This window comes from Pseudomonas sp. Sample_23, assembly GCF_004307595.1.
Classification (GTDB): Bacteria; Pseudomonadota; Gammaproteobacteria; order Pseudomonadales; family Pseudomonadaceae; genus Aquipseudomonas; species Aquipseudomonas atacamensis.
Genome location: NZ_RCNX01000007.1, coordinates 1,735 through 18,213 on the forward strand (window position 1 = coordinate 1,735; position 16,479 = coordinate 18,213).

The 16,479-nt window shown below is 60.6% G+C and carries 13 protein-coding genes; 7 read left to right on the forward strand and 6 right to left on the reverse strand.

Going from position 1 to position 16,479, the window contains the following annotated elements; all coding sequences use genetic code 11:
- Nucleotides 1-253: 253 nt before the first annotated feature.
- Genes D8U82_RS01445 through D8U82_RS01455 form a run of 3 tightly spaced genes read right to left on the reverse strand, consistent with a single transcriptional unit; the run spans nt 254 to nt 2,495 of the window.
- A complete protein-coding gene (locus D8U82_RS01445; RefSeq protein WP_130901525.1) occupies nt 254-1,192 on the reverse strand; it encodes a DUF4880 domain-containing protein in 939 nt (312 codons plus the stop codon).
- Nucleotides 1,193-1,224: 32 nt separating this feature from the next.
- Nucleotides 1,225-1,776, reverse strand: coding sequence for an RNA polymerase sigma factor (locus D8U82_RS01450; RefSeq protein ID WP_122698125.1), 552 nt, complete (start codon nt 1,774-1,776; stop codon nt 1,225-1,227).
- Complete coding sequence (locus tag D8U82_RS01455) at nt 1,773-2,495, reverse strand: secretin and TonB N-terminal domain-containing protein (protein ID WP_161984069.1); 723 nt, start codon at nt 2,493-2,495, stop codon at nt 1,773-1,775. The genes D8U82_RS01450 and D8U82_RS01455 overlap by 4 nt, the downstream gene beginning before the upstream one ends.
- 164 nt (nt 2,496-2,659) lie before the next feature.
- On the opposite strand from D8U82_RS01455, the gene D8U82_RS01460 reads away from it, so the two are divergent.
- Nucleotides 2,660-2,947, forward strand: coding sequence for a hypothetical protein (locus D8U82_RS01460; protein ID WP_241668028.1), 288 nt, complete (start codon nt 2,660-2,662; stop codon nt 2,945-2,947).
- Between the two features lie 156 nt (nt 2,948-3,103).
- Here D8U82_RS01460 and D8U82_RS01465 read toward each other — a convergent pair whose 3' ends face one another.
- Nucleotides 3,104-3,544 carry a carboxymuconolactone decarboxylase family protein gene (locus D8U82_RS01465; protein ID WP_130901528.1) on the reverse strand — a complete coding sequence of 147 codons (441 nt, stop codon included), beginning with the start codon at nt 3,542-3,544 and terminating at the stop codon, nt 3,104-3,106.
- 367 nt (nt 3,545-3,911) lie between these two features.
- Between D8U82_RS01465 and D8U82_RS01470 the strand changes: the two genes are divergently transcribed.
- The 5 genes from D8U82_RS01470 (at nt 3,912) to D8U82_RS01490 (ending at nt 8,882) form a co-directional block, all read left to right on the forward strand.
- Nucleotides 3,912-5,345: a PLP-dependent aminotransferase family protein gene (locus tag D8U82_RS01470; protein ID WP_130901529.1), complete on the forward strand. Its 1,434-nt coding sequence runs from the start codon at nt 3,912-3,914 to the stop codon at nt 5,343-5,345.
- A 123-nt stretch (nt 5,346-5,468) separates the two neighbouring features.
- On the forward strand, nt 5,469-5,762 hold the full coding sequence (locus D8U82_RS01475; RefSeq protein ID WP_130901530.1) for an antibiotic biosynthesis monooxygenase family protein: 294 nt from the start codon (nt 5,469-5,471) through the stop codon (nt 5,760-5,762).
- Nucleotides 5,763-5,954: 192 nt separating this feature from the next.
- Nucleotides 5,955-6,356 carry a cupin domain-containing protein gene (locus D8U82_RS01480; protein WP_130886983.1) on the forward strand — a complete coding sequence of 134 codons (402 nt, stop codon included), beginning with the start codon at nt 5,955-5,957 and terminating at the stop codon, nt 6,354-6,356.
- Nucleotides 6,357-6,573: 217 nt separating this feature from the next.
- A complete protein-coding gene (locus D8U82_RS01485; protein WP_125927363.1) occupies nt 6,574-7,287 on the forward strand; it encodes an ATPase in 714 nt (237 codons plus the stop codon).
- Between the two features lie 293 nt (nt 7,288-7,580).
- On the forward strand, nt 7,581-8,882 hold the full coding sequence (locus tag D8U82_RS01490) for a hypothetical protein (RefSeq protein WP_130901531.1): 1,302 nt from the start codon (nt 7,581-7,583) through the stop codon (nt 8,880-8,882).
- A gap of 61 nt (nt 8,883-8,943) precedes the next feature.
- Here the strand turns inward: D8U82_RS01490 and D8U82_RS01495 are convergent, their stop codons facing one another.
- Complete coding sequence (locus tag D8U82_RS01495; RefSeq protein ID WP_125927361.1) at nt 8,944-13,839, reverse strand: NAD-glutamate dehydrogenase; 4,896 nt, start codon at nt 13,837-13,839, stop codon at nt 8,944-8,946.
- A 479-nt stretch (nt 13,840-14,318) separates the two neighbouring features.
- Nucleotides 14,319-15,713: a hypothetical protein gene (locus D8U82_RS01500; RefSeq protein ID WP_130901532.1), complete on the reverse strand. Its 1,395-nt coding sequence runs from the start codon at nt 15,711-15,713 to the stop codon at nt 14,319-14,321.
- A gap of 293 nt (nt 15,714-16,006) precedes the next feature.
- On the opposite strand from D8U82_RS01500, the gene D8U82_RS01505 reads away from it, so the two are divergent.
- Complete coding sequence (locus D8U82_RS01505; RefSeq protein WP_016774987.1) at nt 16,007-16,360, forward strand: hypothetical protein; 354 nt, start codon at nt 16,007-16,009, stop codon at nt 16,358-16,360.
- Nucleotides 16,361-16,479 lie beyond the last annotated feature (119 nt).

Consider the following 16,479-nt stretch of genomic DNA (forward strand, 5'->3'; position numbering starts at 1 on the left):
CTGGCAAGCCAGCTCCCACAGGGATCGAGTGCGACCGGAAGATATTGGTCAGTTGGGCAACCGCTTTCGCGAGCAGGCTCGCTCCCACAATTGGGTTGGGGGCGGTCAGTTGCAGGTTGGGTGGCTGTTAGACCGTCATCGCTGGCAAGCCAGCTCCCACAGGGATCGAGTGCGACCGGAAGATATTGGTCAGTTGAGCAACCGCCTTCGCGAGCAGGCTCGCTCCCACAGGGGATCTGTGTGTGGCAGGCAGTTAGCTGAGCACTACGACGCCACCGGGCAGTTCGGTGCATTTGACGCCGTAGGCGTCGCGGATCAGCAGGGCGACGCCGGCGAGTTGGTCGAGGTTGAAGCGGGCCTGGACGCGGCGTTGGCCGAGTTCGCGGTTGAGCAGCAGGAGCATGCCGGGGCGGTAGCGGTTGATTTCGTCGATCATCTGGCTGAGGGTGGCGCCGTTGAACACCAGCACTTGTTGGCGCCAGTTCATCACGGCGGCGGTGTCGACGGTTTGTACGTTGCCGATTTGCCGTGCGTCGTAGGTGACTTGCTGGCCGGCTTCGAGGCGTAGGTTACGACCGTCGATTGCGACGTCGACCGCGCCGTCGAGGCAGGTCACGCAGACTTGCTGGTCGGTGTTGCGCAGGTTGAAGCGCGCCTGGCTGGCGCGCAACCACCCTGCTCCGGCCTGCATCGCGAGTGGCAGGCGTGCGGTTTGCACTTCGACTTCGCCGCTGACCAGTTCAAAGCCCTGCACGCCGTTTTCGACGCTGCGCTGGTTGATGCGGGTTTGGGTGTTGAGTTCGAGGCTGACGCCTTGCGCCGGTTCGACGCGGCGTTGCTGGCCGACTTCGGTGATGTAGTCGGCGCCCAACCCTTCGAAGCCGCCGGGAATCGTGCCGCGCACCAGCAGGAATGCGGCGGATGCGGCAATCGCACCGCCGAGAAATGCCCGTCGGCCTAAGCTGCGTCGGCCCTGCAACGCTTCGGCGGCCGGTTGCAGGTGATGCCATAGCCGCTTGGCTTCTTCGAAGGCCCGGGCGTGTTCGCCACTCTGCGCGCACCATTCGCGCAGGGCGCGGGCGTCGGCGACAGTGGCACGGCCCGAGGTCAGCAGGATCAGCCAGTCGTGGGCTTCGCTGTGCAGAGACTCGGTGGCCGAAGGCTCGGCGGGTTTCAGTCGAAAGATGTTCAAACGCGCAAATTCTCAACGGATTAATCGGGTCACTATTCGCTAGACGGTTTTCCGGCCCCGCGACCGAACCGCTGAAACACTTTTCTTTCCAGTTTCGCTGCGCAGAAGCCCAGCGCGGCTTTGATTTCCTTCTCGACCATGCGCGTGGAGATGCCGAAACGCTGGGAGATTTCCAGGTGTGGCGCCTCTTCCAGCCGCGCGGCGATGAAGATCCGCCGACGTCGTGCGGGCAGTTCGTACAAGGCGCTGAGCAGGGCCTGCATCTCCTTTTGCCCACCGACCACCCGCGCCGGGTCGAGGGCTTCGTCTCCCAGTTGCAGCAGTTCCTCGACTTCGGTGCCGGTGAGCAGGCGCGCATCGGCCTGACGACGGTCGGCGGCAATGTTGAGGGCCATGCGATACAGATAGGCGTTGGGCTTGAGCAGGTTTGGCGGGGTCTCCATGCGATCGACCCGCAGCCAGGTTTCGTGCAGCACGTCATTGGCCAGGTCCTCGGAACCGAGGCGGCGGCGCAGGCGCACGCGAAAATCCTCGTAGGAGCTGAGGAACAGCTGGCCCATCACGCTTTGTCCGGCGTCTTTCATCCCCCGGAAACTCCTTCCCATCTCGTGCATTCCATGCGTTTCCCTGACGACTCCGGTAACAACAGCAACGTGACCGGCTGGCGCAAGGCGCTGGGCGTCGGCCGATCGATTGTGAGGTTGCGAAAACTTTCCACCAGCGCGTTATCGCGCCGTACATCACCGGTCGAAGTGACCAACCGGTTGTGCTGCACCACGCCGTCGCGCCCGACCCACACCTGCAACACCGCGCGATAACTGCCCGGTCGGGTCAGCGGCGAACGACACAGCTTGCGCTCGATCGCCGCTTGCACCGCCGTCGCGTAACTGCGGTTGACCGCGACAGCGGCCGGCGTGGGTTTGTCCGTCGGCACTGGCAGGTCTTCCACCTGCGCCGCTTGCAGGGTGAACGCGTCGGCGCGGGCGTAACGCGCCATCAACCCGGTGCCGCCGAGCAGATGGCGCAAGGCGTCGGCGGCGGTGAATTCGCCATCCACGGCGAGGGAGCGACGGCCCCGGCTCAACTGACTGTCGACCAACACCGCGACGCCCGTGGCGCGGCTGTATTGATCCAACGCCCGGGCCAGCTCCTGCGCCGGGATGTGCAAGGTCATGCGCATGTCCGCCGCTGCCGGATCAGCATGGGCTGCGCTGGCCAGCAGACCGAGCAACCACCCCAGACCCGCGCGGCGCACAAGCGTCGCCGAGCGCTGAAGACTGATCCGCGAACTGCCTCGCTGCACGACTGGCGCACCCCTGAAAATCGCTATCCTGCGGGGCATTTATGACTCTGGTATGACGGGCGGTGCAAAAAAACCATCACGGGTTTTGCGCCGCGCTTGCACTAGACTCAAATCCAGAGCGGCCCAATCGGGCGGGCCAGGAGGCGGACATGAAAACACGGTGGATGTGGGTCTTGCTGATGACGGTGGGCGCAGCGCAGGCGGAGGAGCCGCTGGGCTGTGTCGAGGTCACGGTCGGCGGTTACAAGGCGCCGAATTACGATTGCCTGAGCCAGCAGATGGGCAACAATCCCGACGGCGCGGCGGCAGCGCAGAAGAACATCGAAGCGTTGAATGTGCCGGTGCACAAGCGACCGCCGAATCAGGTAGGGCTGGCGACCCCGGCCGCGACCAGTACGCGGATGGGCAATACGTTTGGCACATCAGTGAAACCGCAGCGACCGCCGCAGTGAAGGACTGATCGTTCCCACGCTCCTGCGTGGGAATGCAGCCTGGGACGCTCTGCTTCCCATTGGAACGCGGAGCGTCCCTTGAGGCATTCCCACGCTGAGCGTGGGAACGATCGGCGTGTACCTCTTCTTTCTCTCGTTTTGTTTTTACGACGCAACTCAATCACTCGGGGTCTGGCGGAAGCTCACGGCCAGGCGGTTCCAGCTGTTGATGGTGCTGACCGCAACCGTCAGGTCCACCAGTTCACCTTCATCAAATTGCTCGCGCGACTGTTGGTAAACGTCATCCGGCACGTGGCTTTCGGCCAACAGCGTCACCGCCTCGGCCCAGGCCAGCGCCGCGCGTTCGCGGGGGTTGAAGAAGTTGCTGTCGCGCCACACCGCAATCGCGTAAAGACGCCGATCACTCTCCCCGGCTCGCCGCGCGTCCACCGAATGCATGTCGGTGCAGAACGCACAGCCGTTGAGTTGCGAAGCGCGGATCCGGATCAATTGCAGCAGCGGCGCTTCGATACTCAGATTGCTGGTCAGCGCCTCCATGGCAAGCATCGCTTTCATCGCCTTGGGCGACGCGTTGTAGTAATCCAGACGCAGGGACATGGCGCGGCTCTCGGCAGGCGGAATGATGAGTTCACGGTACGGGCTGTGCAGGCTGTGTTACAGCCCCAATTCCACGAATTTCGGCTACACCACTGCCCCCCTACCTTTACGCGCTGATCGTTCCCACGCGCAGCAAAGGAACGCAGCCATGGACGCTCCGCGTCCACTGTGACGCAGAGCGTCACGGGAGGCGTTACCACGCGGAGCGTGGGAACGATCAGGTAACTGACCCACCGCTTTCGCGAGCAGGCTCGCTCCCACAGGGACTTGCGCCAATTTGCGGTTTTTACTCCACGCAACTACTGCCAAAAGCCCAACAACGCTAATCTGACCGACACTTCACTCAACACCCGGGAGCCTCGTCGGTATGGAACTTCATGTCGTGATCAACGGCCGCAAGGATCTTGCCGGTCAGTTGTATCAGCAGTTGCGCGCGGCGATTGAATCCGGGCGACTGGCGGCGGGTACGCAGTTGCCGCCGAGTCGCTTGCTGGCCGAGCAATTGGGCATTTCGCGCAAGACCATTTCCGACACCTATGCGCAGCTGACCTACGAAAATTTCCTCACCGGGGTGATCGGCAAAGGCACCTACGTCAACGCCCGCCCGGCACAGGTGCAGCGCAAGCAGAGCCACACCGAGCTGGCCAGTGCCGAGGTGATCGAGAGCTGGCGCAATCTGCCGGTGTTCCTGCGCCACCCGACGCTGGAAGGTTCGCTGCGCTACGACTTCATCGGTGGCGCCACCAGCAAAGGCCAGTTCCCGCACGACGACTGGCGCCGCTGCGTCGCCCATGCGATGCGGCAGATGGCGCAGTCGAAAGGTTTCTACAGCGTCGCCGAAGGCTTGCCGGCGCTGCGCAATGCGATCGCCCGGCACATCGCGTTTTCTCGCGGCATCAACTGTCAGGACGAGGACATCGTGGTGTGCAACGGCGCGCAGCAGGCGCTGGACCTGATTGCTCGCGTACTGACCCGCCCCGGCAGTCTGGTGGCCATGGAAGATCCGGGCTATCCGCCCGCGCGCTTGCTGTTCGGCACCCACGGCGCCGAAGTGGTCGGGGTGCCGGTGGATGCCGAGGGTATTCAGGTCGAGCAGATTCCCGATGGCACGCGGCTGATTTATGTCACGCCGTCGCACCAGTTTCCGCTGGGTATGGCGATGAGTCAGGCGCGCCGCGAGGCCCTGCTCGCCCGTGCCCACGAGCTCGGCGCGATCATCATCGAGGATGATTACGACAGCGAATTCCGCTACGAGGGCCGGCCCACCGATTCGCTGTACAACCTCGATCAGCGCGGTATCGTCGCCTATGTCGGCACCTTCTCGAAAACCTTGCTGCCGGAGTTGCGCCTGGGCTACGCGATCCTGCCGCCGTCGATCATCGAGGCAGTGATTCGCGCCAAACAGCTGACCGATCTGCACGCCTCAACCTTGCCGCAATGGGCGCTGGCCAAGTTCATCGCCGAGGGTTGCCTGCTCAAGCACATCCGCCGCTGCCACACGATCTACGCGCAACGTCGCGAACGCATCCTGGAGCGCATGGCGACGGATCTGGCGCCATGGCTGCAAGCCGTGCCGGCCAGTGCCGGATTTCACATGGCGGTGCTCTGCAAGGTGCCGATCGATTTGCCGCTGGTCATCGAGCTGGCAAAAAAGGTCGAGGTCGGCCTGTATGCGATCAGTGGTTTCTACTACCAGCAGCCGGCGAAAGAAGGCCTGTATTTCGGCTTCGGCGCCATCGAAACCCTCGACATCGACATCGCCCTCGATCGCCTGCGTGACATCCTCGAACAGCTGTCATGAGCCGTTGGTATAAGGCTTTTACCGCCGATTGGTTATTGGTGATTCACGGCGGCAGGCCTATTCTGCACAGGCGTTATCCCTCAATGAGCAGGATTCGTCCGGCCTGATTCAGGAGTGTGAGCAATGTCCAACGAAGTGATCAACACGGTTGAGGTCAAGGCGGTTACGGGCCGCTCGGAAGAGCTCGGCAAGCAATTGCAGAAGATCGTCGACACCCTGCGCGAAACCCCGGGCTGCGATTCCTACCTGGTCGACCGCTGCCCCGAGGACAGCCACCGCTGGACGGTCAGCGCGCGCTGGCAGTCGGAAGCGGCGATGCAGGCGCATTTCAACCGGCCCGAGGCACAGGGGTTTATCGACCTGATCGATAGCCGCCTGGCCAATAGCGTCGATTTCAACAGCTTTCCTATCGTCTAAAAGCAAGATCAAAAGATCGCAGCCTTCGGCAGCTCCTACTCTGGAATGCGTTCCCCTGTAGGAGCTGCCGAAGGCTGCGATCTTCGCTTTTGAACCAGAATTGGTCACCTGATCTTCGCGAATATTGGCGGTTTGAACCGGCCACCTTGCGGCCTACTGTGAGCACACCCCAACCATCACAGGTAACCCGCCATGAAAGCCCTGCACCTCGTCGCTGCCGCCCTCGTCTTCAGCCTCTCCGCTTCGGCAATGGCCCACGATCCATCCGAAAAAATCACCGTTCTGCAGGAACAACTGCTGAAAAACGCCCCCGGCAAAAAAGCCATGATGATCGAAGTCGACTACCAGCCCGGGCAGTCCTCGATCGCGCACAAACACGAGGGTACGGCGATGGCTTACGTGCTCGACGGCGAGGTGATTTCACAGGTCAAGGGCGAAAAAGCGATCACTTACAAGAAGGGCCAGTTCTGGTACGAGCCGGCCGGTTCCGAGCATCTGGTGTCGAAAAACGCCAGTTCGACCAAGCCGGCCAAGTTGCTGGTGTTCATGGTGCTGGCCCCGGATGAGCAGGTGCTGATCCCGCTGGAAAACTGATGGCTGCCTGATCAGCCATAAACGAAAGGCGCGAATCGAGCATTTGCGCCTTTTTTATTGCGTCGCGGCATTAACTGCAAACGCTTAAAGCCAATAAAACTAACCACGCAAAGGTTATTCAGCCAACGGTCAGGCCGGCAGGTTTACCCTGAATATCCGCCGATATCTTCGGCCCGTGCACACTCATCGACAGACCTTGTTTCACGGGAGAAACACCATGAAACCTGCGCTTCCCGCCCTGCTGGCGATCTCCGTTTTGATGCTCTCTGCCTGCTCTGTTCCCACTGCTCCGCAAGCCGTGTCATCCCTCGACACGCTGCTGCCGCACCCGACCGGTCGCAGCAGTGCTACTCAGGTCAACAGCGGTCCCGGCGTCTCGCTGGGGGTGATTTACAGCCCCGGCACCCAGGCCAATCGCCAATACTTGCGCGAGTATCAGGCCAAGGCCGGCACCGGTTTTGGTCAGAGCCTGCTGGTGCAACCGATCCACGACGCCTACGTTGCCAGCTCCAGCCCGGATCGGGCGGTGGAGTGGGTCAACGCTTCGCTGCAACGCCAGTTCGGCTCGGTGACGGTGTACCCGGACATGCAAAGCCTGCGCGCGGCCAGGCCGGATGTGGTGGCGATCGTCGATACCCATAGCCAACTGATCACCTCGCGCAGCTCGGATATCCGCGCGGATGTCAGTGCTGATTTTTACGATGCGCAATTGAACTACATCGGCACGGCGAAGGGCTCGCAGGCGCGGGAACTGACGCCGGTGTGGGCGGACTTCAAGCGCTCGGAAGAGATCGTCGCGGATATCAATCAGCAGGAGGAATTGCAGCTGGCGGCGTTGCGCGAGTTTGACCGTTCGCTGAGTAATCTGGTCGTGCGGCCGGGGGAGAAAGTGTCGATGCTCGAGGGTAAACCAGCTCAAAAGTTGTATTGAATGTAAATACCTCTTCGCGAGCAGGCTCGCTCCCACATTTGGAATGCGAATCCCTGTGGGAGCGAGCCTGCTCGCGAAGGCGCCAGACCAGACACCACAAAAACCCTCAGACATTAAATCCCCGCCAAGACTGGCCATCCCTTCCAGATCCACAATCATCCCCCGCTGTCCACTGTCAGGTCTGACAGTGGACAGCGCGATCGAAAGCTTCCCAAATACCAGCACTGCGTTGATGTGCCGGTCTCTATCGACTGATCGCTTTACGCAAAAACAGCGTATTCGAGGAGCTGACCATGACTGAAGTCAAAGACACTGCCGTGCATAACCTGGACCCCACTTTCGGCCCCAACAAAAATGGCCTCACCTGGTTTGAATATCCCGATCAGGAAAACGGCTTCGCCAACGCAGTTACCGTCGCGGCGGACGGCAAGCTGCTGATCGCCGCCAGTGCGGGCAACAAGTTCGCCATTGTGCGGTTGAAGCCTGATGGCACACAGGACGCTTCGTTTGCCCGGGATGGCGTGGCGACCGGGGTTTTCGCGCAGGGCTATAAATCCACGGGTGGCAGCATCAGCATCCTCAAGAACAACAATCTGTTGCTTCAGGGTGCTTTTGTCCTACACGAATACGCACGACCACAGCGCTGCTTGGCAATGTTTCGCAATGACGGAACGCCCGAGAGCGGATTTGGCGACAACGGCGTGGTCATCGTCAGCCAGATTCCGTTGCCCGCCCTCACGCCTTCCGAGGCAGCACCGGGACAAAAACGCATTACGGCATCCGATTACAGTGGCCATGCCATTGAACTGGCCGACGGAAAACTGATGGTCCTGAGCAATCATCAATATTCCCCCAATGACCAATACGGTCTTTTGATCAGGCTGCATAGCGACGGGGCTCTGGACACTTCCTTTGGCCAAGGACAGGGTTACATCACGATTCGATACCTGGACAATTCCACGTGGGCTGGCTCACTGATCCGGCTGCAGGACGGCAAATTCGCCATCGCAGGTTACGTTTCACGTAAAGACCGCTACCGCGCAATGATCGCCCTCTTCGACGCCGCAGGTAAGCCTGTCAGCAGCTTTGGCGATAACGGTTTTGCCCTGTTCGACCGCCTGGACAAGCTCAGTCAGATCAACCAACTGGTCGAAATGCCTGATGGCAACATCCTCGGCATCGGTAGCGCCACCTCGGAGGATCTTGTTCACAGGGGCGTCCTGGTTTGTGTCGACAGAAATGGCAAATACGCCAGCGACTTCAATGAAGGGAGGCCAGTCCTGACGTCTTATTCCGATGCGCCTTTCGGCATCCAATGGACTGCTGGCACGCTGCGAGAAGGCGTACGCATCGTGTTGCTTTCCAGCACCCACGGCGAAGAAGACTCCGAAATCGTCATTGCCCAGTTCAAATCGGACGGCGCTCCGGATCGCGGTTTTGCCGACGACGGTGTGCTGGTGATCAATCTGACCGACGTGCTCGACATGGCGGGAGGCCTTGCTATTCAGAACAATCAGATTGTCGTAACCGGAACATCCCTGCCCCGTGCCGACGGCGTTGGTAGCTTCGCCTTCCGCTGCGCCGAGACGTTCTGAATGACAGACAAGAAAAAGCCCCGCCTCTTTCGAGAGCGGGGCTTCTTCATTCAGCCACTACTTACGCCAGTTCAAGCTCGGCATTCGCAGTGATCGCAGGCACGATCGCTTGCCCGCTCAACGCCAGATCCAGCAGTTCACGGTTGGCCACCGCGTACATAGCGTAGTCCGTACCGCTCGCAGCACGGATTTCCACCAGCATGGCGCGCCAGCGTTCGATCATGCTTTCGTGCTGGGCCATCCACAGCGCCAAGCGTGCTTCCACATCCTGGGAGCCGTCGCCCTGTTGCAGGACGGAGATGGTGATCGCCCGTTGCTGCCAGTCGACGTCATCACGGAACGCTTCACGGGCCAGAGCCTGCCAGTTGTTTTCCACCGGCAGAGCGCTGATCTGTTGCAGGTACCAGGTGATGTCCAGCGCAGAGCCGACGGCGAAGTAAGCCTTGGCCACTTCGGCCGGGTCCTGCCCGGTGACGTCTGCGGCTTCGATGATCGGCAGCAGCGTGTACAGGTGCGAAGTGCCCGCAACCATACGCGCCAGCAATTCCGGCACACCGGCTTCGACGTACGCTTGATAGCGCGACTGCCAGTTCTCGCGGATTTCGCCGCTGAGCAGCTCGTCGAGTTTCAGACCCAGCTCTTTCAGGTGCGGACCGAAGTGCGCGACGTCACGGGCAGCATTCTGCTCGTTGCGGCGGGCACGCAGGAACCAGCGCGTGGCGCGACGGCCCAGACGCATCAGCTCGTCCATCAGTTCCAGCTGCACGTCAGCGGAAACCTGATAGTCCAGCGCTTCGATCTGACGGAACCAGTGCGGGAGGTGGAAGATGTCGCGCACGATCACGTAAGCGCCAGCCACGTTCGCCGGGCTCATGCCGGTCGACTCTTTGAGTCGCTGCACGAAGGTGATGCCCATGTGGTTGACCAGATCGTTGGCGATCTGGGTGCTGACGATCTCGCGCTTCAGACGATGGCGACGCATGGCTTCGGAGAACTTGCTGACCAGGGTCGGCGGGAACGCCGTTTCCATGTCGCGGGTCAGGTAATCGTCGTCCGGCACCAGCGAGCCCAGCAACTGCTCTTTGAGGTCGATCTTGCTGTAGGAAATCAGCACCGACAGCTCAGGACGGGTCAGGCCGTGGCCCTCAGCGACGCGCTCGGTCAGTTGCTCTTCAGTCGGCAGGAACTCGATGGCACGGTCCAGCTTGCCACGGCCTTCCAGATCGCTCATCAGACGCTTGTACTCAGCGATGCGCGCGTAGGCACGGCGCGCCGCCAGGGACAGGGCCTGAGTCTGCTTGTAGTTATTGCCCAGCACCAGATTGCCGACTTCGTCGGTCATGCTCGCCAGCAACTGGTTGCGTTGCTTGTCGGTCATGTCACCGGCCTGAACCACTTCGTTCAGCAGGATCTTGATGTTCACTTCGTGGTCGGAGCAGTCCACGCCACCGGCGTTGTCGATGAAGTCGGTGTTGGAGCCGCCGCCATTCAAGCCGAATTCCACACGACCCAGTTGGGTCATGCCGAGGTTACCGCCCTCGCCCACGACTTTGCAGCGCAGCTCGTTACCGTTGACGCGCAGTGCATCGTTGGCCTTGTCGCCGACATCGGCGTGGCTTTCGGTGCTGGCCTTGACGTAGGTGCCGATACCGCCGTTCCACAACAGATCCACCGGCGCCTTGAGCAAGGCGTTGAGCAGTTCGGTCGGGGTCAGCTTGTCAGCCTGGATGTCGAAGCGTTCTTTCATCTGCGGCGAGATCGCGATGCTCTTCGCGCTGCGCGAGAAGATACCGCCACCTTCGGACATGATGCTGGTGTCGTAGTCGGTCCAGGCCGAACGCGGCAGATCGAACAGACGCTGACGCTCGACGAAACTGGTCGCCGGGTTCGGGTTCGGGTCGATGAAGATGTGCATGTGGTTGAACGCAGCGACCAGTTGCAGCTTGTCGGACATCAACAGGCCGTTACCGAACACGTCGCCGGCCATGTCGCCGACGCCAACCACGGTGATGCTGTCTTCCTGAACATTGATGCCGCGCTCGCGGAAGTGGCGCTGCACGCCGACCCACGCGCCCTTGGCGGTGATGCCCATTTTCTTGTGGTCGTAACCGGCCGAACCACCGGACGCAAACGCGTCACCCAGCCAGAAGCCGTAATCGATGGCAATGCCGTTGGCGATGTCGGAGAAGGTTGCAGTGCCCTTGTCCGCCGCGACCACCAGGTACGGGTCATCGTCGTCATGACGCACGACATTGACCGGCGGTACCAGTGCGCCGTCCTTCAGGTTGTCGGTGATGTCCAACAGGCCGGAAATGAAGATGCGGTAGCAGGCGATGCCCTCGGCCGCGATCTCGTCACGGCTGCCGCCCAGTGGCAGGCGACGCGGAAGGAAGCCGCCCTTCGCACCCACCGGCACGATGACCGAGTTCTTCACTTGCTGGGCTTTTACCAGGCCGAGCACTTCGGTACGGAAGTCCTCTTCACGGTCGGACCAGCGCAGACCACCACGGGCAACGTTGCCGAAGCGCAGGTGCACGCCTTCGACGCGTGGCGAGTAGACGAAGATTTCAAACTTCGGCACTGGCTTCGGCAGCTCAGGGATCGCATGCGGGTTGAACTTGAAGCTGAAGTACGACTTGTTCTGGCCGTTGGCGTCAGTCTGATAGAAGTTGGTACGCAGGGTGGCTTTGATCAGGTCGAGGTAACGACGCAGGATGCGGTCTTCGTTGAGCACCTGAACATCGTCCAGTGCGGTCAGAATCGCTTGTTCCAGACGCAGTTGCTTGTCTTCCAGATCGTCGCTGCCGAGCTTGCGCGCCAGGTAGAAACGGGTCTTGAACAACCGGGTCAGTTCGCGAGCGATGTCGGTGTGGTTGTTCAGGGTACTGGCGATGTAACCCAGGTCGAAGCCCAGACGAATCTGCTTCAGGTAACGGGCGTAGGCACGCAGCAGCGCCACGTCGCGCCATGGCAGACCGGCGGTCAGCACCAGACGGTTGAACGCATCGTTTTCGGCATCGCCGCGCACGATGTGCACGAACGCGTCCTGCAGGGTGTCGTTGAGTTGCTGGATGTCGAGGTCCAGACCTTCGGCGGCGGTGAAAGCGAAATCGTGAATCCAGAATTCGCGGCCGTTGGTGTGACGCAGACGGTACGGGAATTCACCGAGTACGCGCAGGCCGAGGTTTTCCAGAATCGGCAGGACGTCGGACAGCGCCAGCGGCGTGTCGGCGTGATACAGCTTGCAATGCAGCTCGCGCTGGCCGGAGACCTGACCGAGCGGCTGATAGAAGCTCATCACCAGCGGATTTTTTTCGTTGAGGCTCAGCAGGTGCTGCATGTCGACCACGGCCGAATGCGCGGCAAAACGCTCGCGGTAACCGGCCGGGAAGCCTTTCGGGAAGTCGGCCAGCACGTTGGTGCCGTGGGCTTCGCCGAAACTTTCGACGGTCAGTGCGGCGTAGTCGTCCTGCCAGCTGCGGCAGGCCTGGACCACTTCTTTTTCCAGCAGTACCGGGTCGATGTCGAGGCGGTTCTTCGGATCGACGCGCAGAATCAGCTGCACGCGGGCCAGCACGGATTCCGAGAAGAAGGTCCAGAACTCGCAGTCGGAAGCCTTCAGGCGCTCCATCAGCACTTGCTGGATCTTCTGGCGGACTTCGGTGGAATAGATGTCGCGCGGCACGTAGGCCAGGCAGTAGCAGAAGCGACCGTACGGGTCTTTGCGCAGGAACACGCGGATCTTGTTGCGCTCCTGGATCTGCACGATCGACATCACGGTGGTGAACAGTTCGTCGACCGGGGTCTGAAACAGGTCGTCACGCGGCAGCACTTCGAGGACCTGCGCCAGTTCCTTGCCCAGGTGGGCCTTGGACTGGAAGCCGGAGCGGCGCTCGATTTCTTCGACCTTGCGGCGGATGAACGGGATGACCCGCACGCTCTCGCCATACACCGACGAGGTGTACAGGCCCATGAAACGGTGTTCCTTGATGACTTTGCCGTCGGCGTCGATTTCACGGATCGACACATAGTCCGGGTAAGCCGGACGGTGTACGCGGCTCGGGTGCGCAGCCTTGGCGAACGACAGCAGGGTCGGTTCGCGCAGGTAGGACACGGCGTAGTCTTCGATGCGCAGGTCTTCGTAGGTCAGACCGGTGCGCAGCAGTTTGGTCAGGCCGAGGAAGGAATTCTGGTCGTACTCGATGTGGCCGCCATCGGCCTGATCGGTAACCACGAACTCTTCGTAGCCGAGGAAGGTGAAGTGGTTGCCCACCAGCCATTCCAGGAAGCTCTTGATTTCGTTCTTTTCGTCGGCATCGACCGGATAGGCGCTGTTGTCGAGCTGGGTGAGGATGTCCTGCACCTTGGCTTTCATCGGCTCGAAGTCAGCGACGGCGACGCGCACTTCACCGAGCACCTGCTCAAGCTCTTTGCTCAGCACATTCAGCTCGGCCGCGTTGGCGCAACGGTCGATTTCCAGGTACATCAGCGATTCGTGCAGCACGCCTTCGCCGGTGCTGCCTTTTGGCAGGACTTCCAGCAGTTCGCCCTTGCTGCCACGACGTACGCTGAGCACGGTGGTCTGCAGGGTGTGAATGCTGTAGCCGCGACGGTTCAGCTCGGTACGCACCGAGTCGACCAGAAATGGCAGGTCGTGGTGCAGCACTTCGACCGCGGTGTGGGTCGACTGCCAGCCGTGGCGTTCGTAATCGGGGTTGTAGACACGCACTTGCGGTTGCGCGTGATCGAAGCGCTCAAGCAGGCGCCACGCAGAGAGAGTACAGCCAGCGAGGTCGGAGAGACGACGTTGAGTCAGCTCGTCCAGGGAAATGATGCCGAAGAATTGTTCAGCGAACAGCGCCACTTGTGGCAGTGCCTGTTCACTGATGTGCTGCGCCAGTGCCGCTTGCAGTTGGTGCTGGAAGTCGGCTTTGCTGGCTGCGGTGAAGAACGCCATCTGTGGTACTCCGCTTAAGCTTGTTATTGATGGAAAGCGTCGCGTGCAACACCCCTTTCGGGGCTGGTGTCGCCCTGTTCCTGATTCTCGGGCAGAGGAAACAGGGAGACAGGTGGGTGAAGCTGGACGGGACACTCAGGTCACATTCACCTTCCATGAATGAGCATCTGCAAAAGCGACTGCCAGCACAGCCGACAATGCCTTTACGGGTGCTCATCCGTTGCGCAGCTTAATGGGTGCGACAATGTGTCTGCTTGCGGTGCTGCGACATATTCGGTCATTGGCACGTAAATGCAGGGTTTGGCCTGCATCAACACTAGCAGGCGTGCGCCGAAATGCAGGTTCGAAACCCCGGTTTCACGGGACTTTCGTGCCAGGTCGGTCGCCGAAGAGGTTACATATCCGGAAACGAAAACGCCCAAGGCCCTGTTATCGACCCTGAGCGTGGCATCCGGTTCAGCGCCAGCGGTTGACGCGGATCAGTCCGGCAGTTCCTCAAAGGCTCTGAATTTGCTCACCGTGGCGCAGTCGTAGCACATCGTCTGCAGGATCTGCTTGTCCATGCTGGCGTCGATGTTGCTCGAATCGCATTCGCGGCAGAACAGCCGCAGATGGCTGAGCAAGTCGCTGTCGAACGCCACGGCGGAAAAGAACTGCGGGACCAGTTCGTCACGCCAGTACATGCCCGGCGATTTGGAAAATCCGGCGCCGCTGTCCTTGAGCACCACGTCGTAGAGCAAGCGCTGCAAGGCCGTTTGCGGTACTCGCGCATCGCGATGGGCGTTCTTGCGCCAGTTGCGCGCGAGCGCGTCCTGCGCCGTGCTCAGCATGTTGCGCGGAATGGTGTTGGAGGCGTGACTGCGCCCTTTGGAATTGCCGGTGGCATAAAAGTGCGCGGCGTTTCGTACCGCCAGGCGGGCGAAGTAATACAACTGACTCACCGAGAAGTCCTGCAACAACTGCCCGACCACCTCCTCGGCACGGGCCTCGGCCGTGAAGGCAAAATCCACTTCAGCGGCCAGCACACGGATGTATTGAATGGACGCTTCGCGGGCGAGACTGAAGACCAGCGAATAGATTTCGCTCTTCCAGGCGGCTTTGACGCTGCCCGACAACTCCTGATACAGCACCTGATACAAATTCTCGCGGGCACAGCGCGTTACGCCGTCGAGCGTGACGCTGGGCAGCCAGCGCACCGCGCTGTACTCGCGGATATTGCAGCCCTCGCTGCGATCGAAGGCATTGATGTCGGAATCGGTGGAAACTGCCAGCACCCCGGCTTCGTGCAGGCCTTTGAGCAGCTCTTCACGGGCCTCGAACGTCAGGGCGAGCAGCTCTTCTCTGGATGGTGCATTCAACGGAGCAATCCATTCAACGGTTGCGCCGTAACCATCATCCAGCAAAGCGAGCAACGTCAGCTTCTGCACAAACCCCAGATTGGCGTAAGGCACTGCGGGGCATCGCGCGCCATATCGAGCTTCCAATTCCAGGCGATCACGCGTGGCCCGGGCGGCAAGCTGCTGCTGGCGCACCTTGAAACATTCTGTGCAGCTGCAAGTCGTGTGGCGGGTGTTGGTGCCGGGTAGGCTTTGCTGGTGCTCACAGCGTACGCATTTGAAGGTACTGCGCAGCGAAAGCGGAGTACCTCTGGCGTGTCGGCGCACCCACATCGGCAGTTTGCAGTAAGGACAACTGAGGTCGGCACTGATAACCGGGGGCAGAACCTTGAGCAGACTGCGCACCGTCGCAGGGATCTGAAATTCCGCCATCAGCGCGGCAGTTTTCTCGCCTTCGAGATAGCGCTTGTAGATTTCCTCGATCTGTTCATCGGACAGGTGGCGGATTTCTTCGGCGCGATCGAAATATTGGTTCATGGCAAAGTTCCCTTTTTGGGGTTGTCGTAACGCACTCCATTGCGCAAGAGCGGCGAAACTAACGGTAAAAAGGCCGCGATCACAAGCGAAAAATCGCAATTTCCGGTGGATTTTGCGCATCCGGTAATTGCCTTGCGCTGGCGTCGGATTTTCCCTTCTCGCTACTCGGAACCGGGCGACAGAAATGTCCTGCTTTGCCACTTTTTACCGATGCAGGCAGCGCAAACCGGTTGAGACTGGCAAAATCGCGCCTTCGAACAGATTCACCGCCGCCACTGCCCAGGATTTCCCCAATGCAAATGACCACCGCCCTACTGATCGTCAACCCGTGCGACGACGAAGAAGACAACATGGCCATGCTCTGCTGCCACAGCGACAAGGGCGAGATGTTCCTGATGAGCCGTTACCCGGATGAGGATGAGCTGGAGATCACCCTGGATGGCGAGCCTTCGACGCTTGACGGGGTGAAGGTCACGCTGACTTCGAAACTGCTGAAGATCGAGATTGCTGCGGCGGATGCCGATGCGTTGAATGGCGATGATGTGCTGGAGATCAGCTTCAACCCGGATATGGTGGATATGGATGAGGTTGTTGAGACTTTGAAGAATATTCTCGATGGGACCGGGACCTTTATCAGCGAGGTTTGATGTTGACCGGGCTGGCCCTTTCGCGAGCAGGCTCGCTCCCACATTGGAATGCGTACATCAGACCCTGTGGGAGCGAGCCTGCTCGCGAAAGGGCCAGCCCGGTCAACATCAAACCTCGC